General features: G+C 73.8%; 15 protein-coding genes. 4 read left to right on the plus strand and 11 right to left on the minus strand.

The window, feature by feature from the left end; all coding sequences use genetic code 11:
• Nucleotides 1-35: 35 nt before the first annotated feature.
• Nucleotides 36-1,442 carry a glutamate decarboxylase gene (locus tag ACW14Y_RS14780; protein ID WP_380300659.1) on the plus strand — a complete coding sequence of 469 codons (1,407 nt, stop codon included), beginning with the start codon at nucleotides 36-38 and terminating at the stop codon, nucleotides 1,440-1,442.
• A gap of 465 nt (nucleotides 1,443-1,907) precedes the next feature.
• Entirely contained in the window at nucleotides 1,908-3,113 is a 1,206-nt protein-coding gene (locus ACW14Y_RS14785; RefSeq protein ID WP_402721671.1) for a helix-turn-helix domain-containing protein, read from the plus strand.
• Nucleotides 3,114-3,182: 69 nt separating this feature from the next.
• Here the strand turns inward: ACW14Y_RS14785 and ACW14Y_RS14790 are convergent, their stop codons facing one another.
• The 5 genes from ACW14Y_RS14790 to ACW14Y_RS14810 all read right to left on the minus strand — a co-directional run bounded on the left by ACW14Y_RS14790 (nucleotide 3,183) and on the right by ACW14Y_RS14810 (nucleotide 10,219).
• Nucleotides 3,183-4,442, minus strand: coding sequence for an RNA polymerase sigma factor (locus tag ACW14Y_RS14790; RefSeq protein WP_456987090.1), 1,260 nt, complete (start codon nucleotides 4,440-4,442; stop codon nucleotides 3,183-3,185).
• Nucleotides 4,443-4,596: 154 nt separating this feature from the next.
• Nucleotides 4,597-6,501, minus strand: coding sequence for a DNA primase (gene dnaG, locus ACW14Y_RS14795; RefSeq protein ID WP_380300653.1), 1,905 nt, complete (start codon nucleotides 6,499-6,501; stop codon nucleotides 4,597-4,599).
• A gap of 57 nt (nucleotides 6,502-6,558) precedes the next feature.
• Complete coding sequence (locus tag ACW14Y_RS14800) at nucleotides 6,559-7,875, minus strand: deoxyguanosinetriphosphate triphosphohydrolase (RefSeq protein ID WP_380300651.1); 1,317 nt, start codon at nucleotides 7,873-7,875, stop codon at nucleotides 6,559-6,561.
• A gap of 127 nt (nucleotides 7,876-8,002) precedes the next feature.
• A complete protein-coding gene (locus tag ACW14Y_RS14805; RefSeq protein WP_456987093.1) occupies nucleotides 8,003-9,031 on the minus strand; it encodes an SGNH/GDSL hydrolase family protein in 1,029 nt (342 codons plus the stop codon).
• Between the two features lie 243 nt (nucleotides 9,032-9,274).
• On the minus strand, nucleotides 9,275-10,219 hold the full coding sequence (locus tag ACW14Y_RS14810) for a PAC2 family protein (RefSeq protein ID WP_030395815.1): 945 nt from the start codon (nucleotides 10,217-10,219) through the stop codon (nucleotides 9,275-9,277).
• Nucleotides 10,220-10,933: 714 nt separating this feature from the next.
• Between ACW14Y_RS14810 and ACW14Y_RS14815 the strand changes: the two genes are divergently transcribed.
• Nucleotides 10,934-11,662 carry a GNAT family N-acetyltransferase gene (locus ACW14Y_RS14815; protein WP_266269302.1) on the plus strand — a complete coding sequence of 243 codons (729 nt, stop codon included), beginning with the start codon at nucleotides 10,934-10,936 and terminating at the stop codon, nucleotides 11,660-11,662.
• Nucleotides 11,663-11,806: 144 nt separating this feature from the next.
• Here ACW14Y_RS14815 and ACW14Y_RS14820 read toward each other — a convergent pair whose 3' ends face one another.
• Nucleotides 11,807-13,060, minus strand: a complete 1,254-nt coding sequence (locus ACW14Y_RS14820; RefSeq protein WP_456987095.1) for an ADP-ribosylglycohydrolase family protein — start codon at nucleotides 13,058-13,060, stop codon at nucleotides 11,807-11,809.
• A gap of 114 nt (nucleotides 13,061-13,174) precedes the next feature.
• Between ACW14Y_RS14820 and ACW14Y_RS14825 the strand changes: the two genes are divergently transcribed.
• The gene (locus ACW14Y_RS14825; protein ID WP_456987097.1) at nucleotides 13,175-14,377 is read left to right on the plus strand and encodes a hypothetical protein; all 1,203 of its coding nucleotides are present in this window, start codon (nucleotides 13,175-13,177) and stop codon (nucleotides 14,375-14,377) included.
• 107 nt (nucleotides 14,378-14,484) lie between these two features.
• Here ACW14Y_RS14825 and ACW14Y_RS14830 read toward each other — a convergent pair whose 3' ends face one another.
• From ACW14Y_RS14830 to dusB, 5 genes are all read right to left on the minus strand, one after another.
• The gene (locus tag ACW14Y_RS14830) at nucleotides 14,485-14,805 is read right to left on the minus strand and encodes a transcriptional regulator (protein ID WP_380300642.1); all 321 of its coding nucleotides are present in this window, start codon (nucleotides 14,803-14,805) and stop codon (nucleotides 14,485-14,487) included.
• Nucleotides 14,805-15,275 carry a hypothetical protein gene (locus tag ACW14Y_RS14835; RefSeq protein ID WP_380300640.1) on the minus strand — a complete coding sequence of 157 codons (471 nt, stop codon included), beginning with the start codon at nucleotides 15,273-15,275 and terminating at the stop codon, nucleotides 14,805-14,807. Before ACW14Y_RS14835 ends, ACW14Y_RS14830 begins: the two co-directional genes overlap by 1 nt.
• 120 nt (nucleotides 15,276-15,395) lie before the next feature.
• On the minus strand, nucleotides 15,396-15,953 hold the full coding sequence (locus ACW14Y_RS14840) for a ribonuclease (protein WP_456987100.1): 558 nt from the start codon (nucleotides 15,951-15,953) through the stop codon (nucleotides 15,396-15,398).
• A 303-nt stretch (nucleotides 15,954-16,256) separates the two neighbouring features.
• Nucleotides 16,257-18,965, minus strand: coding sequence for a pyruvate, phosphate dikinase (ppdK, locus tag ACW14Y_RS14845; RefSeq protein ID WP_380300636.1), 2,709 nt, complete (start codon nucleotides 18,963-18,965; stop codon nucleotides 16,257-16,259).
• A 563-nt stretch (nucleotides 18,966-19,528) separates the two neighbouring features.
• Nucleotides 19,529-20,635 carry a tRNA dihydrouridine synthase DusB gene (gene dusB, locus ACW14Y_RS14850; protein WP_380300681.1) on the minus strand — a complete coding sequence of 369 codons (1,107 nt, stop codon included), beginning with the start codon at nucleotides 20,633-20,635 and terminating at the stop codon, nucleotides 19,529-19,531.
• Nucleotides 20,636-20,959 lie beyond the last annotated feature (324 nt).

The following is a 20,959-nucleotide window of genomic DNA, read 5'->3' on the forward strand; positions in this document are numbered from 1 at the left end:
CCCGGGCCACCGGACGGAAGGGCGGCGGATTCGCCATGGCACTGCACAAGGGCGCCGGTGACGACCGCCGGCTGACCGTCGGACCGTTCGTCGGCACCGCCGCCGACCCGCTCGGCGGGATGGCGCTGTCACCCCCGCTGCACCGGCTCTCCGACGGCCCGGTCCCGGCCGACACCGCGTACCAGCTGATCCACGACGAGCTGCTGCTGGACGGCAACGCGCGGCTCAACCTGGCGACCTTCGTCACCACCTCGATGGACGTCCAGGCCACCCGGCTGATGACCGAGTGCCTCGACAAGAACATGATCGACAAGGACGAGTACCCGCAGACCGCCGAACTGGAGCGTCGCTGCGTGTCGATCCTCGCCCACCTGTGGAACGCCCCGGACCCGGACGCCGCCGTCGGCTGCTCCACCACCGGCTCCAGCGAGGCCTGCATGCTGGCCGGACTCGCGCTCAAGCGCCGCTGGATGGCCCGCAACGCCGACCGCTACGCCGCCGGCGCCCGGCCCAACCTGGTGATGGGCGTCAACGTGCAGGTCTGCTGGGAGAAGTTCTGCACCTTCTGGGAGGTCGAGGCCCGCACCGCGCCGATGGACGGCGAGCGCTTCCACCTCGGTCCCGAGCAGGCGGTCGGGCTCTGCGACGAGAACACCATCGGTGTGGTCGCGGTGCTCGGCTCCACCTTCGACGGCTCCTACGAGCCGGTGGCGGCGATCTGCGCCGCGCTCGACGACCTCCAGCAGCGCACCGGACTGGACGTGCCGGTGCACGTGGACGGCGCCTCCGGCGCCATGGTCGCGCCGTTCCTGGACGAGGACCTGGCCTGGGACTTCCGGCTGCCCCGGGTCGCCTCCATCAACACCTCCGGTCACAAGTACGGACTGGTCTACCCGGGCGTCGGCTGGGCGCTCTGGCGGGACCACGAGGCGCTGCCCGAGGAGCTGGTGTTCCGGGTCAACTACCTGGGCGGCGAGATGCCGACCTTCGCGCTGAACTTCTCCCGGCCCGGCGCCGAGGTGGTCGCGCAGTACTACACCTTCCTGCGGCTGGGCCGGGCCGGCTTCCGGGCCGTCCAGGGCGTCTGCCGGGAGGTGGCCGGCTATCTGGCCGGGGAGATCGAGGGCCTCGACGGCTTCCGGCTGATCACCCGGGGCGACGAGCTGCCGGTGTTCGCGTTCACCACCACGGACGAGGTGCCGTTCGACGTGTTCGACGTGTCGCGACGGCTGCGCGAGCGGGGCTGGCAGGTGCCCGCGTACACCTTCCCGGCGAACCGGGAGGACCTCGCGGTCCTGCGGGTGGTCTGCCGCAACGGGTTCTCCCGCGACCTCGCCGAGCTGCTGCTCACGGACCTGGAGCGACTGCTGCCGGAGCTGCGCAGCCAGCCGGTCCCGCTCAAGGACCTCGGCGTGCCGGTCCGGACGGCCTTCCACCACTGAGTCCGCGGCAGGTGGGCCGCCGACGGGCGGGTCGCCGTGAGCAGGTCGCCGGCGGGTGGGTCGGGGGCGGGCGCGCGGGGCCGTGATCACGGTGGGAAGGGCTTGCTTGAGACAGCGTGGGACGCCCTTCCCACCGTGCGTCCCTGCGGTCCGGGGCAGTATCCCCCCGTGAGACTGTCTCGGACCGGTGGGGGGTCAGGGAACGGCGGCACCGGGGCCGTAGGGGCGGCGCCCGGGCGGTGGGACCGGGGCGGCGGACCGCTCCGGCGGAAAGAACAATGCCCGACCGCCATATGAATGTTCGAGCGTCTCCCGGTGTTGTGAGACACTTCCGTCCGTCTCAGCGCCAGGACCTGGGTATTGGGACACCGGGCCGTCGAGGTTTGAGACGCGGACACGTCACGGGGCCCGGACCGGCTCCAGCACCGCCCGCCCCGCCCGCCTCGCACGTTTGGAAGAGACCGCATGGGTTCCGCCTGGAAGCAGCTGCCCGACGACCTGTCCGACCCTGCCAGGCTCCTCACGGAGGAACTCCGGGCCGTCAAGGACGCGACCGGACTCTCGCTCTCCGAGCTGGCCGCCCGGACCCACTACAGCCGGGCCTCCTGGGAACGCTGGCTGAACGGCAAGCGGGTCATCACTGAGCAGGCGCTCGAAGCGCTGGTCGGAGCCGTCGACTGCGACGGGCCGAAGCTGCGGGCCCTGTGGGAGCAGACCGCGGCCGAGAGCGCGACGTCCGGTGACACGGCAGCAGGTGACACCGCGGCGGGTGACACGGCAGCAGATGACACGGCGGCGACCTCCGAGGCCCCGGAGACCGCGGCGGTCCCGGACGGGCCCGGACGGGGCCCGGGCGCCGACGGGGAGGCCGCCACCGCCACGACCGGGGGCTCGCCGACCGACGCCACCGGGGCGGACGGCCCGGCCGACGACGACCCCGCGGCCGGGAGCACCCCCGCCTCCGTCCCCGCTCCCGACCTCGCCAGGGCCACCGCCCGGCCGGCCGGCCCGGTGCGCGGCCGGTCCGTGGCCCTGATCGCCGCCTCGGTGGTCGCGGTCCTGCTGATGGCCCTCGCCGGGGTGCGGTACTTCTCCGGCGACACCGAGGACAACGTCGGACCGACCGCCGCCACGGTGCTGACCTCCACCCCGGCGGCGCCCGTCGACTCCGCCTCCCCGAGCACTTCCGCGAGCACCTCCCCGCCCGCCGTACCGGCCAACCCCGCCCCGGCGGTCCCGGCCTGCCAGGCCCTCGGCTGCGCGCACAAGGACCCCAAGGGAGCCGGCTGCGGCGGCGACGCCCGCACCCTGCTGACCACCAACATCGGCAAGGTCGTCATCTACCTCCGGTACAGCCAGAAGTGCCAGGCGGCCTGGGCCGCCATCACCGAGGGCCAGCCCGGCGACCAGGCGACCATCACCAGCGCCGGCGAGTCGGAGACGGCGCTGATCCACTGGGGGTACGACAACTACTCGCAGATGGTGAACGCGGGCGACCCCTCGGCCGTGCTCCAGGTCTGCGGCAAGCAGGCCCAGCCGGAGGGCACCTCCTGCACCGCCAGCATCTCCGACCTGGCCCGCGTGGTCGCCAACACCCCGATCCCGGTCGGCCCGGCCTCCCCGCCGACGGCCGCCGCAGACCCGGCTCCGGCGCCGACCCCGTCCGGCTGACGGGCCGACCCCGGCCGAGCGGCCGCACGACGCACCACCGGGCGACCGGACGCGTCGGGCGGCCGTTCGCTATTCGAGGTACCCGCGGAGCTGGGCGGCGAAGGCGTGGTCGCGGAGCTTGACCAGGGTCTTCGACTCGATCTGGCGGATCCGCTCCCGGGTCACCCCGAACAGCACGCCGATCTCCTCCAGTGTGCGGGCCCGCCCGTCGTCCAGGCCGTACCGGAGCTGGACCACCTGGCGCTCGCGCTCGCCGAGGGTGGCCAGGACCGCCTCCAGGTGCTGGCGCAGCAGCAGGAAGGTGGCGGACTCGGCGGGTGAGGCCGCGTCGGCGTCCTCGATGAGGTCGCCGAGCGCGACGTCGTCCTCCTCGCCGACCGGGGTGTGCAGGGAGATGGGCTCCTGGGCGAGGCGGAGCAGTTCCCGCACCCGTTCCTCGGTGAGCTCCAGGGCGGCCGCGATGTCGGCCGGGCCGGGCTCGGTGCCGCGCTCCTGGAGCAGCGAACGCTGCACCCGCACCACCCGGTTGATCAGTTCGACGACGTGCACCGGCACCCGGATCGTCCGGGCCTGGTCGGCCAGCGCGCGGCTCATCGCCTGGCGGATCCACCAGGTCGCGTAGGTGGAGAACTTGTAGCCCCGGGCGTAGTCGAACTTCTCGACCGCCCGGATCAGCCCGAGGTTCCCCTCCTGGACCAGGTCGAGCAGGGTGAGGCCGCGGCCGATGTAGCGCTTGGCGACGGAGACCACCAGCCGCAGGTTGGCCTCGATCAGCCGGCGCTTGGCGAGCCGGCCGATCAGCACCAGGGTGCCGAGTTCGGCGGCCAGCCGGTCGGTGGGCGGCGGTTCGCGGTGCAGTCGTTCCTCCGCGAACAGCCCGGCCTCGATCCGGCGGGCGAGGTCGACCTCCTCGGCGGCGGTGAGCAGCCGGATCCGGCCGATCTCGCGGAGGTACTGGCGGAGCAGGTCGGCGGCGGGCCCGCTCGGATCGGCTGCCGGGCGCCCCGGGCCGGGCCGCTCCTCGTGGTCCTCCGGCTCCTCCCGACCGGCGCCCCCGGCGTTCTCGGCGTTCTCGGCGTCCTCGTCCTCGGTCTCCCCGACGTCCCCGACGTCCTCGGCGTCCTCGGTCTCCTCGGGGCCGCCCGCCCCCTCGGCGTCGGGGTGCCCCGACGGGTGGCCCTGGACGGGCACGCGCACGCCGTCCACGGGTACCGCCCCCGCCCGGCCGTGGTCCTCCGGCGGGTCGGCGGTGCCGTCGTACGGCGGAGGCGGGGCGAGCGGATCGGTGGTCGGCTGGGCGGTCGCGGCGAGGCCTCGGTCCACGGGCATCCCCTCTGGGCGGGCGCGACTCCGGCGGACCCGCGCTGTGCGGAGGCAGGAAGACGCCCTCCAGTGTGCGGCACGCCACGCTCCGTGGCCGAGACTCGTGCGCGGACTTTCTGAACGGGGGCGCGAACCGGTCCCGGGCGTTCCGGAACAGGCTTCAGAGGGCCGCGGAACCGCCGCTGCGCAGGGACTGCCCGTACTGCTGGAGCTGCCACAGCTCGGTCTGCACGGCGTGCAGGTCCTCCGCGGCGGCGCGGTTGCCGAGGCGCTGGAGGTGGGCGCGGACCTCGTCGACCCGCCGGTCCACGGCCAGCAGCCGCAGCTTGACCAGGAACTCCCCCGCGTAGACGGCGTCCACCTTGCGGCGCGAGCGCACCGGTTCCACGGTCAGCTCGGTGACCAGGGAGCGCACCCGGTCGTCCGGGCAGATCTCGCGCACCACGCTGGTGAAGTCGGCCAGGGTGGCCCCGTACGCGGCGCCGCCGGCCTGGCCGATGGCCCGTCGCACGGCGGTGTAGGGCGGGGTGGGGAACTCGTCCTCGGCGTAGTTGTCGAAGGCCGGCGCGACCAGGTCCGGGTGCTGGAGGGCCAGTTTGAGCAGCTCGCGCTCGACGAACTGGGCCGGGTCGCGCGGGTTGAGCACGAAGACGGGACGGGCCGGGCGGACCGGCTGCGGCGCCTCGGGGCGGCGCTGGCCGTTGGCCCGGGGGTTCTGCTGGCGCTCGCGGTCCCAGCGGGCCAGCTGGGCCACCCGGCGGACCACGAACGGCTCGTCCAGGATGCCCAGCATGCCGGCCAGTCGGACGGCGTACTCGTGCTGGATGGAGCGGTCCTTGATCCTGGCGACGATCGGCGCCGCCTCCTCCAGCGCCGCCGACCGGCCCTCGGGCGTGTCCACCCGGTGCTTGGCGACGGCCGATCCCAGCGCGAACTCGAAGAGCGGGACGGGGTTGTCGATCAGTTCGCGGACCGCTTCGTCACCCTTGGCGAGGCGCAGCTCGCACGGGTCCATGCCGCCGGGGCTGACCGCGATGGAGGTCTTGGCGGCGAACTTCTGGTCGTCCTCGAAGGCCCGCAGCGCGGCCTTCTGGCCGGCCGCGTCGCCGTCGAAGGTGAAGACGGTCTCGCCCCGGTACTGCGAGGTGTCCATCAGCAGCCGGCGGATGATCTTGATGTGGTCCTCGGCGAAGGCGGTGCCGCAGGTGGCCACGGCGGAGGTGACCCCGGCCAGGTGGCAGGCCATCACATCGGTGTAGCCCTCGACCACCACCGCGCGGCCGGACTTGGCGATCTCCTTCTTCGCCAGGTCGAGGCCGTAGAGCACGTGCGACTTCTTGTAGATCGGCGTCTCGGGGGTGTTGAGGTACTTCGGACCGTTGTCGTCCTCGCGCAGCCGCCGGGCGCCGAAGCCGATCACCTCGCCCGCGATGTCCCGGATCGGCCAGACCAGCCGCCCCCGGAACCGGTCGATCAGACCGCCGCGCTGGCCCTGCGAGGCCAGGCCGCCGAGCAGGATCTCCTTGTCCGTGAAGCCCTTGCCGCGCAGGTAGCGCACCAGGTGCTCCCAGCCGACCGGGGCGTAGCCGACGCCGAAGGTCCGCGCGGACTCCTCGTCGAAGCCGCGCTCGGCCAGGAAGCGGCGGCCGATCTCGGCCTCGGGCGAGGCCAGCTGCTCCTGGTACCAGGCGGAGGCCACCTTGTGCGCCTCGACCAGCCGGGTGCGCTCACCCTGCTGGTGCCGGGGGCTGTAGCCGCCCTCCTCGTAACGCAGGGTGATGCCGGCCTGGGCCGCCATCCGCTCGACGGCCTCGGCGAAGGTGAAGTGCTCGATCTTCATCAGGAAGGCGATGGTGTCGCCGTTCTCCTGGCAGCCGAAGCAGTGGAAGACGCCCTTGGCCGGATTGACGTAGAAGGAGGCGGACTTCTCGTCGTGGAAGGGGCAGACGCCCTTGTACTCGCCGCCACCGCCGTTGGTCAGCTGTACGTAGTCGCCGACCACGGCGTCGATCGGCAGCGCGCTCCGCACCGCCTGTACGTCTTCGTCCCTGATCCGCCCGGCCACCCCGGAAGTCTACTGGGGCGGCCGGGTCTTCCGGCGGGCCCGACCGGCCGCCGCCCGTCAGGACCCGGCCGGGCCGGTCAGCCGGGCGTGCAGGGCCAGCGCGGAGGCGTCGGTGAGGGTCGCGATCTGGTCGATCACGGTGCGCAGGGCGGCGCGGTCGTCCTCCGCCTCCTCGTACATCGCGGCGAACACCGGGTCCAGCACCTCGGGGGCGCGCCGGGTGAGGACCTCGGCCAGCTCGGCGATGACGATCCGCTGCCTGGCCCGCAGCTGGGCCTGCTCGTCGCGCTGCATCACGTAACGGACGGCGACCGCCTTGAGCACCGCGCACTCCAGCCGGACCTCGCGCGGCACCACCAGCTCGGCCCCGTACCGGGTCAGCGGGCCGGGGCCGTAGCGGGCCCGGGTGGCCTGCTCGGCGGCCAGGCAGAACCGGCCGATCAGCTGGCTGGTGAGGTCCTTCAGCCCGGCCCGGGCCCGGGCGGTGCCGTCGTACGACTCGGGCCACCAGTCCTTGTCGAGCAGCCGGTCCAGGGCCTCCGCCAGCTCCTCCGGCTCGGCGTCCCCGGCGTAGCGCTCGGCGACCTTGAACAGCTCGGACCGCTCGCTCGGGGCGCGCAGCGCGACCGGGTCGATGTGGCCGGCCTGGAGGCCGTCCTCGACGTCGTGGGTCGAGTAGGCGACGTCGTCGGACCAGTCCATGACGGTGGCCTCGAAGCACTTGGCCCCGGCCGGGGCACCGGCCCGCAGCCAGCGGAAGACCGGCAGGTCGTCGGCGTAGACGCCGTACTTGGGCGAGGCCGGGTCGACGGGGTGGGCGCCGTGCGGCCACGGGTACTTGGTGGCGGCGTCCAGGGCGGCGCGGCTCAGGTTGAGGCCGACGCTGCGGCCCGGCCAGGGGGCCAGCCGGGCCGGCGTGCCGTCCTGCGGGGCGAAGCGCTTGGGCTCCAGGCGGGTCAGGATCCGCAGCGACTGGGCGTTGCCCTCGAAGCCGCCGCAGGTCTCGGCGGCCTGGTCGAGCGCCTCCTCGCCGGTGTGGCCGAACGGCGGGTGGCCGATGTCGTGGGCCAGGCACGCCGTCTCGACGAGGTCCGGGTCGCAGCCGAGCGCCGCGCCCAACTCCCGGCCGACCTGGGCGCATTCCAGCGAGTGGGTCAGCCGGGTGCGGGGGAAGTCGCTGCGCATCGGGGCGACCACCTGGGTGGTGCCGGCCAGCCGGCGCAGGGCGGCGGAGTGGAGCACCCGGGCGCGGTCGCGCTGGAACGCCGTCCGCCCCGGGCGTTTGTCCGGTTCGGGCACCCAGCGGGCCTCGGCGGCGCGGTCGTACGGGGTCGGGGTCGTGGCGGCGGTGAGGCGGTGCGCGGTGTCGTCCATATGCCCCTCACCGTACGCCGCGGCTGTGACACCGGAAGTGTGCCGCGCGCGACCGCGCGCGGGCCGGGGCGTGAACCCTTGGACGCCCGCCGACGCCCGCCACCGGCCCGGTCGTCGGGGGCGGCGGTCAGCCCCGCAGCGCCTTGAGCACGGCCTCGGCCGCGCCCTCCTGGCCCTTGGCGTTGGGGTGGATCGCCGCCAGGCCCTGCGTCGGGAACGGCGGCTCCACCCAGCGGGCGGCCTCGCCCGCGCACATGTCGTGACCGGCCGAGGGCCCGGAGAGGTCCACGAAGACCGCGCCGGCCGCCTCCGCCCGGCGCTTGAGCATGGCGTTGAGCTGCTGCTCCTTCTCCACCAGGAAGCCGAGGTCCCCGCCCGCGACGGTCGACCCCAGCACCGGGACGCAGCCCGCCGGGTCCGCGGGCAGCAGCACCGGGTAGCCGACCACGTAGACCCTGGCCTGCGGGGACCGCCGCTTGACCTCCTTGAGGGTCTCGCCGAGCCGCTCGCCGGCGCTGTCCACCTTGCGCTGCACCTGGTCCCCGCCGTCCGCGGCCGCGTAGGAGTCCCGGCAGGGCGCCGCCGCCCGGTCCGAGCCGACCAGCCCCTTGATCGCGTCCACCAGGTTCTCCTTGGCGCACTGGCCGACGACCTCCATGAACCCGGCGTCGTTGCCGCCGATCCCGAGGGTCACCAGCCGGGTGGCCGGGCCGAGCGCGTCCAGCTGCGGCGGATTGACGCCGCCGTCGGTGCTCTGGCTGCCGGTGAGGTCGCCGGTCCGGGCACCGCTGCAGCTGACGTCGCGGAACCGCTCGCCCGCCAGGCCGAGCGCCCGGGCCACCAGCGAGGGGTAGTTGACCGCCGAGCGGGAGCAGCCCTTGGGCTCCCCGACCTGGGGGCTGATCTTCAGACCCGCGGTGTAGGAGTCGCCGAGCGCCACGTACGGCCCGGTGGGCGTCGGGGTGGGCGTGGGCGTGGGCGTCGGGGTCGGCGCGGGCCCGGTGGCGGCGGCGCGCGGCGGCGCCGATCCGCCCGCGGCGGCCGCGGCGACGGTCTCCGAACCGGACGAGCCGGAGCACCCCGCGACCAGCAGGGCAGCGAGGCCCGCGCTCAACACGCCGCCGAGCGTGCCGATCGGGCGTACGGACAGTGACACGGGAACCCCCCGGTAGGAGCCGCTGGCATTCTCCCTACGACGGCCCGTCCCCCGGGCACCGCAGTCCCCAACGGACGGGCGGGCGCGATCGCTCCCGTCCGGAACGGGAAATTTCGCCGGCGGCGCGGGACACCCCGACAGCGGGCGGCCCCGGGCGACGGGAACCGTCACCCGGGGCCGCCCGGCCGACTGCGCGGGCCGACCGCTCCGGCCTGCCGCTCGGGCCGACCGCAGCCCGGCCCGCTACTCCGGCCCGCGCTCGTGCTCGGCCAGGAACTGCTCGAAGCGGCGGCCCAGCTCGTCCGCCGAGGGCAGGTCCACCGGCTCGGCCAGCAGGCTCTCCCGGCCCTGCGAACCGGCCACCGCGTCGTACTGGCCCTCCATGCCGCGGATCGCCGAGCGGAGGTCGCCGTCGCCCTGCGCCAGCTGCTCCTCGATGTCGGCGTACACCTCGTCCACCCGCTCGCGCAGCAGCGTGCCGGGCAGCACCAGCCCGGTCGCCGACTGGACGGCCTCCAGGATCAGCACCGCGGCCGCCGGGTACGCCGAGCGCGCCACGTAGTGCGGCACGTGCGCGGCGAAGCCCAGCACGTCGTGCCCGGCCTCGGCCAGCCGGTACTCCAGCAGCGCCTGGGCACTGCCCGGGACCTGCGCCTGCTCGAACCACTGCGGGTAGCCGGCCGCGAGGTCCAGCCGGTTGCCGTGCGGGGTCAGGCCGACCGGGCGGGTGTGCGGCACACCCATCGGGATGCCGTGGAAGTCGAGGGCCAGCCGGACGTCGAAGCGCTCGACCAGCTGCCGGACGGCGGCGGCGAAACGCTCCCACTCGACATCCGGCTCCGGACCGGTGAGCAGCAGGAACGGGGAACCGGCCGCGTCGTGGAGCAGCTGCAGGAGGATCTCCGGCGGCTCGTAGGACGACCAGTGCTCGCGGTCGAAGAGCATCGCGGGGCGGCGGGCCCGGTAGTCCACCAGACGGTCGTGGTCGAAGCGGGCGACGACCTGGGGCTCGCCCGTCTCCAGCAGGTGGTCGACCACCTGGGCGCCCGCCTCGCCGGCGTCCATGAAGCCCTCGAAGTGGTGGAGCAGCACCAGGCCGGCACCGGTGTCCGCCAGCGCGGCCCTCGCCGCGGCCACCGCGGCCACACCCTGCTGGTCCAGCTCGTACAGCGCCTGGGGATCACGCACCGCTCACCCACACCCCGTTTCTTTCCTCGTCGCGGTTCGCCGCGCACGCCCCCGCGCGGCTGCCCGCGCTGGGACTGCTGCCCGGCTCTCCTCGTCCAGCGTGCGGAGTGCCGCCGGAATTCCCGCCGGGCCGGGCCCGTTTCCCGGCCCCGCCCGTCGCCCCGCCCGTCGCGCGCCCCCGCGAGGCCGACCGGACCATGATCGCACCCGGCCCGAAAGTCCCTGGTCAGGGGGGTGCGAACGGTCCCCGCCGCAAGCCCCGGACCAGCCCCGACGGCCATTCGTGTGCCGCGAAGTGACGCATTGCCTTCTGGCGGGTATCGTCCTCTCGCTGCCTCGCATCGTCGCGTCGTCGTCACGTCGTCCGTAACGCCGTCGATCACGACCCGGACCGGTGCTCGGCCAGCCACCCACGACGCATCTTGCCTTCATCTGGCCGCCTGCTTCCCTTCGCGCTCTCGTTTCCTCTTCGGCCATCTCGCGGACACACACTGTCCCCTCGCTCATCCCGCCGGACCGGTCCGTCGACCCGTGTCCGTTCCGGCACCGCGCTGCCCGACTCCGGGCCGTCGCTCCCCGCCCCGCTCGACCGGCCTCCGGCGTGCGCGGGCACCGGTGGGCGCACTCCGGAGCGGGGCGAACCGTCCACTGCTGACCCTCGCCGCACCCCGGCACGGGCCAGCACCCTCCGACCGCCGAAGGACCGAAGGTTCCGTGCCCGTACCTGTCATCCTCACCGGCCGCACCGTGCGGCTGGAGCCCCTCGCCGCGCATCATGCCGAGGCCATCGCCCAGGCCGGCGCCGAGGACCGTACGACTTACGCCTTCACTCCCGTCCCGCACGGCCTGGAAGCTGCCCGGGAGTACATCGCGCGCGCCCTGGCGGACCAGGCCTCCGGCCGGTCGCTGCCGTTCGCGACGGTGAACCAGGCCGACGGCCGAGTGGTGGGCTCCACCCGGTTCCTGGAACTCGACTACTGGCAGGGGCCGCTCGTCTGGCCGCCGGTTCCCGGCGTGCCGTTCGGCGACCCGGCCACGGCCGTCCCGGACGCCGCCGAGATCGGCAACACCTGGCTGTCCCCGCGCGCCCAGGGCACCGGCATCAACACCGAGGCCAAGCTGCTGATGCTGCGGCACGCCTTCGAGGTGTGGGGCGTGCAGCGGATCTCGCTGCGCGCCGACGCCCGCAACATGCGGTCGCGGGCCGCCATCGAGCGGCTGGGCGCGACCGGCGAGGGCGTCCGCCGGGCGCACTCGCGCGGGCTGGACGGGGTGGTCAGGTCCACCGCGTTCTACTCGATCCTGGACAACGAGTGGCCCGCCGTGCGGGACATCATCGAGCTGCGGATCGCCGCCGCGACCTCGCCGAGCGCCCCGGATCCGGCGATCAACCAGGAGTGCCTTAGACACGGCGGCGGCGCGGGGCATCTGATCACGGCCTGAGGCCTCCGCCAGGGGCTTCTCGGAGGGGTTCTCGGGGGGATTTCCGGGAGCTCCAGGGGCTCGGGCGGTCCGGTGGTTCGGGGCCGGAGGGTTCGTTGCCCGAGTGTCCGGACCCGCGCGGGTCCGGACACTCGGGCCGGGACGTCAGTCCGCGACCGGCCCGTCCGTGACGGCGGCCCGCAGCAGCCTGGCCAGCAGGTCGCTGTCCCGGCCCCCGTCCGGCTCGGGCGCCCGGCCGGGGCAGGCCTCGACCACGGCGGAGACCGGACGCCGGCCGGCCCGGTCCGGCGCCACCGTCAGTTCCCACCACGGGTGGCCGTCCGGACCGCAGAGCCGGAGCGTGCCCTCCTGGGTGTGCACCGTCGCCCGGCGGCCCCCGAGCAGCGGGCCGGCCCCGGTGCGCAGCCGCTGCCACTGCTCGTCCGTCCACAGCACGTCCGGCACCGGGCACGGCCTCGGCACCAGCATCTCCGCGCGGCCCCGGCCGGCGGACACGCTGCCCGGCTCGGCGAAGGCCCAGGCCGGCAACGGCTCCCGGGCGGCCAGCCAGGCGGCGGGGATGCCCGCCGTCCCGGTGTGCGCGGCGACCACACCGCCGGTGATCGCGGCCACGGTGTCCGCGTCCCCGCCGGCCGCCACTGCCGTCCGGACCGCCGCCGGGTAGTCGGTGAGGTGCCGGGCCGCGCACCACAGCGCGTACGGGACGGTGTCGGCGGCGCTGGTCCGGCTGCCGTTGCCGAGCACCCGCGCCACCACGGTGAGGTCCGGTTCGGCGAGCAGGGCGACCGCCTCGGCCAGACCGTCGCGCACGGCGCCGCGCGGGGTCAGCCCGAGGACCTGCGCCAGGAAGTCCCCCGGCGCCGTCCGGCCACCGCGGGCCCGCACCGCGCAGGCCGCGGCCACCGCGACGGCGACCGCGCCGTCCACGGCCTGCGGGTGGGTGTGGGTGATCAGCGCCGTCTCGACGGCCGGGCGGACCGCCTCCGCCGGGTCGGCCGCGTACGCCGCTCCGAGCGGGGCGACCCGCATCGCGGCGCCGTTGCCGTACGACCCCTGGCCGTCGAACAGCGCCGAGGCCAGCTCGCGGGCGTCACCGCCCTCCCGGACCAGCCGCAGCAGCCGGTTGGCGGCCGGACCGTAGCCCCGGTCGAAGTCGTGCCGGCGGGCGAAGGCGTGGGTGAGGTCGAACACGTCGATCGCGCCGCGCTCGGTGTGGGCGGCGTACACCGAGCACGCCATCTCGGTGTCGTCCGTCCACGGCCACGGGCCGGGCGGGTCGGTGCGGGCGGAGAGGTGGGCCCGCGCGGTGGCGGGGACGAAGAACTGCGCGCCGAGGGCGTCGCCGACGGAGAGGCCCTGGAGCGCGTCGAGCGCGGGGCCGGGGTGAGGAATCGTCATCTTGGGCACCAAGCCCACCGTCCGCACCGGTCCGGCGTCAACCCGGTTCGACCGGGCACTCCCCGGGCGGGCGATGTTTCGCATACCTCCGAACCGGGCGGGAAGCACCTCGGCATGACCCTCGCCGTCCCGGTCGCCGCCGTTCCGTCCGCCGATGATCCGCCTGGCGCTGTTCCGCCCGTCAGTGTTCCGCCCGTCGCTGTTCCGCCCGTCAGTGTTCCGCCTGTCAGTGTTCCGCCTGTCACCCGGGTCGTCGCCGTTCCGCCCGTCACCCCGGTCGCCGCTGTTCCGCGCCCGCCCGTCGCCGCTCGCGCGCGGGCCGCCCCCCGACCGGTCGTCGATCCGCTGCTGCTGGTCGGCGGCGACCAGCAGCACATCGTCACCCGCGCCCAACTGCGCGCGCTCGGCGTGCCGTCCGGGAGCATCGCGCACCGGCTGCGGCCCGGCGGGCCGTGGCAGCGGGTGCTGCCCCGGGTGATCTGCCTGCAGACCGGCCGGCTGACCGCGCATCAGCGGCTGCGGGCCGCACTCGCCTACGCGGGCCCCAAGGGTCAACCGCCGCCGCGGGCCGGGGAGGTGCTGCTCACCGGGGCGGCCGTGCTCGCCGACGCCGGCCTCCCCTCCGCCGGGCACCCGGCGGACCTCACCGAGGTGGACGTGCTGGTCCCGGCCCGGCGACGGGTCGCCGACCGGGGGTTCGTCCGGATCCACCGCGCGGGCGGGGCGATGCCGGGCGGCTTCGAACGCGACGACGGGCTCTGGAGCACCTCGGGCGCCCGGGCGCTGGCCGACCTCGCGCCCCGGGAGGGCGGAGGGCGCCGGTTCCGCGCGCTCTGCGCCGAGGCCGTCCAGCGGCGGCACTGCGAACTGGGCGAGCTGCTGGACCAGTTGCTCGCCCGGCCGGAGGCCCGCGAACTGGCCGGGGTGGCCCGGGTGGTGGAGGATCTGACGGCCGGAGTGCGGTCGGTGGTCGAGGCCGAGGCCCGGGACGCGGTGCGCGGCGCCGGACTCCCCGAGCCGCTCTGGAACCCGGTGCTCTTCCTCGACGGGCGGTTCCTGGCCGTGCCGGACGCGTACTGGCCGCAGGCCTGCGTCGCCCTGGAGATCGACTCCCGGGCCTGGCACCTGCGCCCGGCCGACCACGAGCGGAGTCTGACCCGGGCCAACCGGCTGACCGCCGCCGGCCTCCCGGTCGTCCGCACCACCCCGGTCCAGCTTCGCCGCGACCCGGGTCCGGTGCTGCACGAGCTGGCCGTGCTCCTCTGCGCCGGTCCGCACGGGCCGCACGGCCGGGTCACCTGGCGGCGGGCCCGGTGAGGACGCTGCCGGGGCGGTTCGGTGTCGGCGGTCGGGGTGCCTCGGCGTCGGGGCGGCCCGGTCGCTCGGCGGCTCGGTGGCTCGGTGGCGTGCGCCCCGGGAGGGGGTCACGGCTGCTGGTTCTCCGCCTCCCGGCCCGCCGCCTCGGCCGCCGCCGCCAGGTGCTGCAGGACGCCCAGGTGGTCGGCGAGCGCCCGGCGACCGGCCCGGGTCGCGGCCAGCCAGGTGCGCGGGCGCTTGCCGACATAGCCCTTCTTCACCGACAGGTGGCCCGCCTCCTCCAGCGCGCTCGCCGCCTTGCTGAGCACCGAGTCGGAGACCTGGCAGTAGTCCCTGACGGCGGAGAACTCGGCCTCGATGCAGCCGCCGAGGAACGCCAGCACGGTGAGCCGGGTGGGGTGCTGGAGCAGCGGGTCGAGCCCGGCCATCAGACGCCCTCCGCCTCACGGCGGATCCGGGCGTTCACGCGCACCATCGCCAGCCAGAACAGCGCACCGGCCGTGACACCGGCACTGCCGAACGTCCCCCGGGCGTCGGCACCCAGCAGCTGGACGACGCCGGCCACGGCGAGGGCTCCGGCGAAGACCAGCACCACCCAGCGCGTCATCGGTCCGCCGTAGCCGGGCGTCCAGCCCCTCGCGACACCGCCGCGACGGGTCACGACGGCCCCCAGGGCGCCGCTGGCCGCCGCGAAGACCGCGCCCAGCACGCCGGCCAGCCAGCTCGCGTCCGCCCACAGCGCGTAGCCGAGGCCGAGGCCGTAGAGCGAGAAGCCGGCCGCGAAGGTGGCGCCGTACCAGGTGGGCACCAGCTGCGGTGCCTGGGCGGCGGCGCGGGCCCGGGCGGCGAGGCCCAGCGCCTCGGCCGCGGACAGCTCGACGGGCACGGAATCGCTCATGAAGTCCCCCGGTGGTGATCGTTGATCTTGATTCCACTATGGCACGCACTTTCCGCGATGGAAAGTACTTTCAGTGGAGCACCGGGTTTCAGTGGAGCACCGGACCGCCGCACCCGCTCCTCAGCAGCGGGAGTCGATCTCCTGGAAGGTGGCGTAGTGGTCCGCGGTCCAGTACTGCTCGCCGGAGTCGCCGGTGACCACCCGGCGGGCGCCCCGGTCACCGGAGCCGGGGGTGACGACGGTGAACTCGTGGTAGTAGCCCGAGGTCTTGCGCGGAAGGCGGCTCTCCCGGTTCTCGAAGACGATGCCGTCGGAGCGGTAGGGGTAGGGGCCGCCCTTGGCGATCAGCCCGAGGGTGTCGCGGGCCTGGTCCGGGAGCCTGGTGCGGCAGACGTCGGCCAGCGCCGGGTCGGTCGGCACCCAGCCGGTGCCGGCGGCGGTCGCGGGCGGCGTGGCGGGGGCCGAGGACCGGGGTGCGCTGGGCTTCGGCGCCACCGGGGCGGTCGAGGCCGCGGCCGGGCCGGTGGCGGTGGCGGTGGCGCCCGGGGCGGTGGTTCTGGACGCGGCGGTCTTGGACGCGCTGCCGCCGGTGTCGTCCGAGAGCAAGTAGCCGACCGCGGCGGCGAGCACGCAGATCAGTACGGCGAGGGCGGTCCACAGGCGGTTTCTGCTGGTCATGGGCCCAGCTTGGCAGTCGGCGGACCGGGGCCCGGCCAGCCACACGCGTGGTCGGCACCACAACGGGGGGCCGACCGCCGCGGCGGCGGGCGACCCCCGGGGCGGGGGGCGGCCTCCGGGGCGGGTCCGGCCGGGAAAAGCATGCGGCCGGGGCGGGTACGGACGCCATTGTCCGTTCCTGCCCCGGCCGCTTCACGTACGCCGGTTCTCCTGCGCCGAGCTCCGGTGTACGCCCCTCCCCGATGGAGGGGACACGGTCAGCGATTCGGCCGCGCCGGGGGGCTCATGACGAGCCCCCGGCACTCAGCGCGAGTCGCTGCCCGCAGTCTCGATGGCGGCGCGGCCGGCCTCCAGGCGCGCCACCGGGATCCGGAAGGGGGAGCAGGAGACGTAGTCCAGCCCCACCTCGTGGAAGAAGTGCACCGACTCCGGGTCGCCGCCGTGCTCGCCGCAGACGCCGAGCTTGAGGTCGGGGCGGGTGGCCCGGCCGGCCTGGACGGCGTGCTTCACGAGCGCGCCGACACCGTCGCGGTCGATGGTCTCGAACGGCGAGACCCCGAAGATGCCCTTCTCCAGGTAGGCGGTGAAGAAGGAGGCCTCGACGTCGTCGCGGGAGAAGCCCCAGACCGTCTGGGTGAGGTCGTTGGTGCCGAAGGAGAAGAACTCGGCGGCCTCGGCGATCTGGCCGGCCGTCACGGCGGCGCGCGGCAGCTCGATCATGGTGCCGAGCTTGATGTCCAGCTGGACGCCGGTGGACTGGGCGACCTCGGCGAGCACGCGCTCGCACTCGTCGCGGACCAGCTCCAGCTCCTGGACGGTGCCGACCAGCGGAATCATGACCTCGGGGCGCGGGTCCGCCCCGGCCAGCTTGCGCTCGGCGGCGGCCTCGGCGATGGCGCGGACCTGCATGCCGAACAGACCGGGAATGACCAGGCCGAGGCGCACACCGCGCAGGCCGAGCATCGGGTTCTGCTCGTGCAGCTTGTGCACCGCCTGGAGCAGGCGCAGGTCGTTCTCGTTCGGGTCCTTGCGGGCCTCGGCGAGGGCGACGCGCACCGACAGCTCGGTGATGTCGGGCAGGAACTCGTGCAGCGGCGGATCGAGCAGACGGACGGTGACGGGCAGTCCGTCCATCGCCTGGAACAGCTCCAGGAAGTCGCCCTTCTGCAGCGGCAGCAGGGTGGAGAGCGCGGCCTCGCGGTCCTTGTCGTTGTCCGCGAGGATCAGGTGCTCGACCTCCTTGCGGCGCTCCTCACCGAGGAACATGTGCTCGGTGCGGCACAGGCCGATGCCCTGGGCGCCGTACCGGCGGGCGCGCGAGCCGTCCTCGGCGTTGTCGGCGTTGGCGCGCACCGCGAGGCGGCGGCGGCCGTCGGCGTGCGACATCAGCCGGTGCACGGCCTGGACCAGACCGCCCTGGACGTCGGCGCCGGCGTGCAGGGTGCCCTCGAAGTACTCCACCACTGCGGAGGGGAGCACGGGTACCTCGCCGAGGTAGACCTTGCCGGTCGCGCCGTCGATGGAGACGACGTCGCCCTCCTCCAGCTCCAGGCCGTCGGCGGTGGTCATCCGGCGGCGCTTGGTGTCGACCTCCAGCTCCTCGGCACCGCAGACACAGGTCTTGCCCATGCCGCGGGCGACGACGGCGGCGTGCGAGGTCTTGCCGCCGCGCGAGGTGAGGATGCCCTCGGCGGCGATCATGCCGTCCAGGTCGTCCGGGTTGGTCTCGCGGCGGACCAGGATGACCTTCTCGCCGGAGCGCGACCACTTCACCGCGGTGTAGGAGTCGAAGACGATCTTGCCGATCGCGGCGCCGGGCGAGGCGGCGAGGCCCCGGGCGATCTGCTTGGACTCGGCGTTGGGGGCGAAGCGCGGGAACATCAGCTGGGAGAGCTGGCCGCCGGTGACCCGCATCAGGGCCTCGTCCAGGTCGATCAGGCCCTGGTCGACCAGCTGGACGGCGATCCGGAAGGCCGCGGCGGCGGTGCGCTTGCCGACCCGGGTCTGGAGCATCCAGAGCTTGCCGCGCTCGATGGTGAACTCGATGTCGCAGAGGTCCCGGTAGTGGGTCTCGAGCGTCTGCATGATCGACATCAGCTCGTCGTACGACTTCTTGTCGAGCTTCTCCAGCTCGGACAGCGGCAGGGTGTTGCGGATGCCGGCGACGACGTCCTCGCCCTGGGCGTTGGACAGGTAGTCGCCGTAGACGCCCTGGGCGCCGGTGGAGGGGTCGCGGGTGAAGGCGACGCCGGTGCCGGAGTCCTCGCCGAGGTTGCCGAACACCATGCTGCAGACGTTGACCGCGGTGCCCAGGTCGTTCGGGATGCGCTCCTGGCGGCGGTAGAGCCGCGCCCGGTCGCCGTTCCAGGAGTGGAAGACGGCGTGGATGGCGAGGTCCATCTGCTCGCGCGGGTCCTGCGGGAAGGCCCGGCCGGTCTCGCGCTCGACGATGCCCTTGAACACCTCGACCAGCTGCTTCAGGTCCGCGGCGTCGAGATCGAGGTCGTCGGCGGTGCCCTTGGCGTGCTTGGCCTCGTCCAGGGCCTCCTCGAACAGCTCGCCGTCGACACCCAGCACGGTCTTGCCGAACATCTGGACCAGGCGGCGGTAGGAGTCCCAGGCGAAGCGCTCGTTGCCGGACTGCGCGACCAGGCCGGTCACCGAGGTGTCCGAGAGGCCGATGTTCAGGACGGTGTCCATCATGCCGGGCATGGAGAACTTGGCGCCCGAACGCACCGAGACGAGCAGCGGGTCGTCGGCCTGGCCGAGCTGCTTGCCCATCTCCTGCTCGAGCGCGTCCAGGTGGGCGCTGATCTCCTCGTGCAGCGAGGTCGGCTCGGTGCCGGTCTCCAGGAAGACCTTGCAGGCCTCGGTGGTGATCGTGAACCCCGGAGGGACCGGAAGGCCGAGGTTGGTCATCTCGGCCAGGTTCGCGCCCTTGCCGCCAAGAAGATCCTTGAGGTCCTTGTTTCCTTCAGTGAAGGAGTAAACAAACTTCTGCTGGGACGACACGGGTCTGTCTCCTCGCGCACGGTTGCCCTGACGCCGGAGAACATACCCATTTCGAAGGCTCTTCTGCGCTGCCAATAGGCCGTACGTGGCCAGGACCAGCAGGTAACCCGATAGATCGAATGCATGGAACGGCGTTCACCTCTGGAGGCGAAATCGTCCGGATGACGCTAGCAAGCGTTCAAGTCTTGAACGCGGGGAAACCGGAAGATCACATAACCGGAACACACGGTAGCCACCGGGCGCCCGGCCTGACGGCCCGGCTTGATTTCCTGCACCCTCAGTGCCGATCCGTCGCCGCCCCCCTTCGGGAAGCGATCCACCATCGACTTGTTCATTTCGTCCTGTCGGACCCCTGGGGCACGCAGGGTATGTGGCAAGCGTCACGGACACATCTCACCGATCGAACGTAGGCCGACCCCGCCCATCGTCGCACTACGTCCAGAAACGTGCTCGCTCCGTGACATTCGAATGCCAAAAAGGAGCCCTCTTGTCCATAGTGGAAAAGAGGGCTGGGACGGGATGGCCAGCGACCCGAGAGGGTCATCTTTGCCATCCCGTACAGATCATCCGCCAGAGGTGTCCGATTCGGCGTCTTCGCCCGGTCGGGCGCAGTCGTACGGATCGTCCAACCAGCCTTCCGGCAGAACCACGCGGTTGTTGCCGCTGGTCCGGCCCCGCGGACCGTCGGCACCGGCCGGCCAGCTCTGCGACTGCTCCACCAGGGCCAGGGTTTCGGCCAATTCGGCCAACGAGGACGAGTTCGCCAGCTTCACCCGCAGTTCCGAGCCCACCGAGAAGCCCTTGGTGTACCAGGCGACGTGCTTGCGGAAGTCGATCACACCGCGGGCCTCGTCGCCCAGCCACTCACCGAGCAGCTGCGCGTGGCGGACCATCGCCCGCGTCACGTCGGCGAACGTCGGACGGGCGTAGTCGACCTCGCCCTCGAAGATCGCCACGAGGTCCCTGAACAGCCACGGCCGGCCCAGGCAGCCACGACCCACCACGACGCCGTCGCAGCCGGTCTCGCGCATCATCCGCACCGCGTCGTCCGCCGACCAGATGTCCCCGTTGCCGAGCACCGGGATCCCCGCCGGGACGGCCTCGCGCAGCCGGGCGATCGCCGACCAGTCGGCGGTACCGCCGTAGTGCTGGGCGGCGGTGCGTCCGTGCAGGGCGATCGCGGAGACGCCCTCCTCGGCGCCGATCCGGCCGGCGTCGAGGTAGGTGAGGTGGTCGTCGTCGATGCCCTTGCGCATCTTCATGGTGACCGGCAGGTCACCGGCGTTGGACACGGCCTCGCGGAGGATCTCGCGCAACAGGTTGCGCTTGTACGGGAGCGCCGACCCGCCGCCCTTGCGGGTCACCTTGGGGACGGGGCAGCCGAAGTTGAGGTCGATGTGGTCGGCGAGGTTCTCGTCCGCGATCATCCGAGCCGCCTTGCCGACGGTCACCGGGTCCACGCCGTACAGCTGGATCGACCGCGGCTTCTCGCTCGGGTCGAACTTGATCAGCTGCATGGTCTTGGCGTTGCGCTCGACCAGGGCCCGGGTGGTGATCATCTCCGACACGTAGAGGCCCTTGCCTCCGCTCTGCTCACGGCAGAGGGTGCGGAACGGCGCGTTGGTGATGCCGGCCATCGGCGCCAGGACCACGGGCGGCCAGACCCGCATCGGGCCGACGGTCAGCGGCGCGAACTCGCCGGTGGCCGGGGTGGCTGCGGTGGCGCTGCCGGTCGCGGTCGCGGTGCCGGTGAGGCCGGTGGCCGCGGTGCCGGTGGCGCCGGTCGCGGTGCTGGTGCCGGTCGTACCGGTGGCGCCGGTCGTGCCGGTCGCGGTGCTCGGCTCGGTGGGTGCGGGCGGGACTGTCATGCGCGGCTGACCTCGGGGACGGCGATTCGGGGACTCTCCATTGTCCCCCACCCGCCGGACCCGCCCCGGGGGGCCGCCGACCCGGGCTCCCCACCGCCTCTGGGGCGGCCCGGCCCGGGCTCCTTG

It is taken from the genome of Kitasatospora sp. cg17-2, assembly GCF_054031055.1.

Bases quoted from the DNA above. Each gene is read 5' to 3' on its own strand.
- ACW14Y_RS14780 (WP_380300659.1), top strand. From the start codon at position 36: ATGGCACTGCACAAGGGCGCCGGTGACGACCGCCGGCTGACCGTCGGA.
- ACW14Y_RS14785 (WP_402721671.1), top strand. From the start codon at position 1,908: ATGGGTTCCGCCTGGAAGCAGCTGCCCGACGACCTGTCCGACCCTGCC.
- ACW14Y_RS14790 (WP_456987090.1), bottom strand. From the start codon at position 4,442: ATGCCCGTGGACCGAGGCCTCGCCGCGACCGCCCAGCCGACCACCGAT.
- ACW14Y_RS14800 (WP_380300651.1), bottom strand. From the start codon at position 7,875: ATGGACGACACCGCGCACCGCCTCACCGCCGCCACGACCCCGACCCCG.
- ACW14Y_RS14820 (WP_456987095.1), bottom strand. From the start codon at position 13,060: ATGACGATTCCTCACCCCGGCCCCGCGCTCGACGCGCTCCAGGGCCTC.
- ACW14Y_RS14825 (WP_456987097.1), top strand. From the start codon at position 13,175: ATGACCCTCGCCGTCCCGGTCGCCGCCGTTCCGTCCGCCGATGATCCG.
- ACW14Y_RS14830 (WP_380300642.1), bottom strand. From the start codon at position 14,805: ATGGCCGGGCTCGACCCGCTGCTCCAGCACCCCACCCGGCTCACCGTG.
- ACW14Y_RS14835 (WP_380300640.1), bottom strand. From the start codon at position 15,275: ATGAGCGATTCCGTGCCCGTCGAGCTGTCCGCGGCCGAGGCGCTGGGC.
- ACW14Y_RS14840 (WP_456987100.1), bottom strand. From the start codon at position 15,953: ATGACCAGCAGAAACCGCCTGTGGACCGCCCTCGCCGTACTGATCTGC.
- dusB (WP_380300681.1), bottom strand. From the start codon at position 20,635: ATGCGGGTCTGGCCGCCCGTGGTCCTGGCGCCGATGGCCGGCATCACC.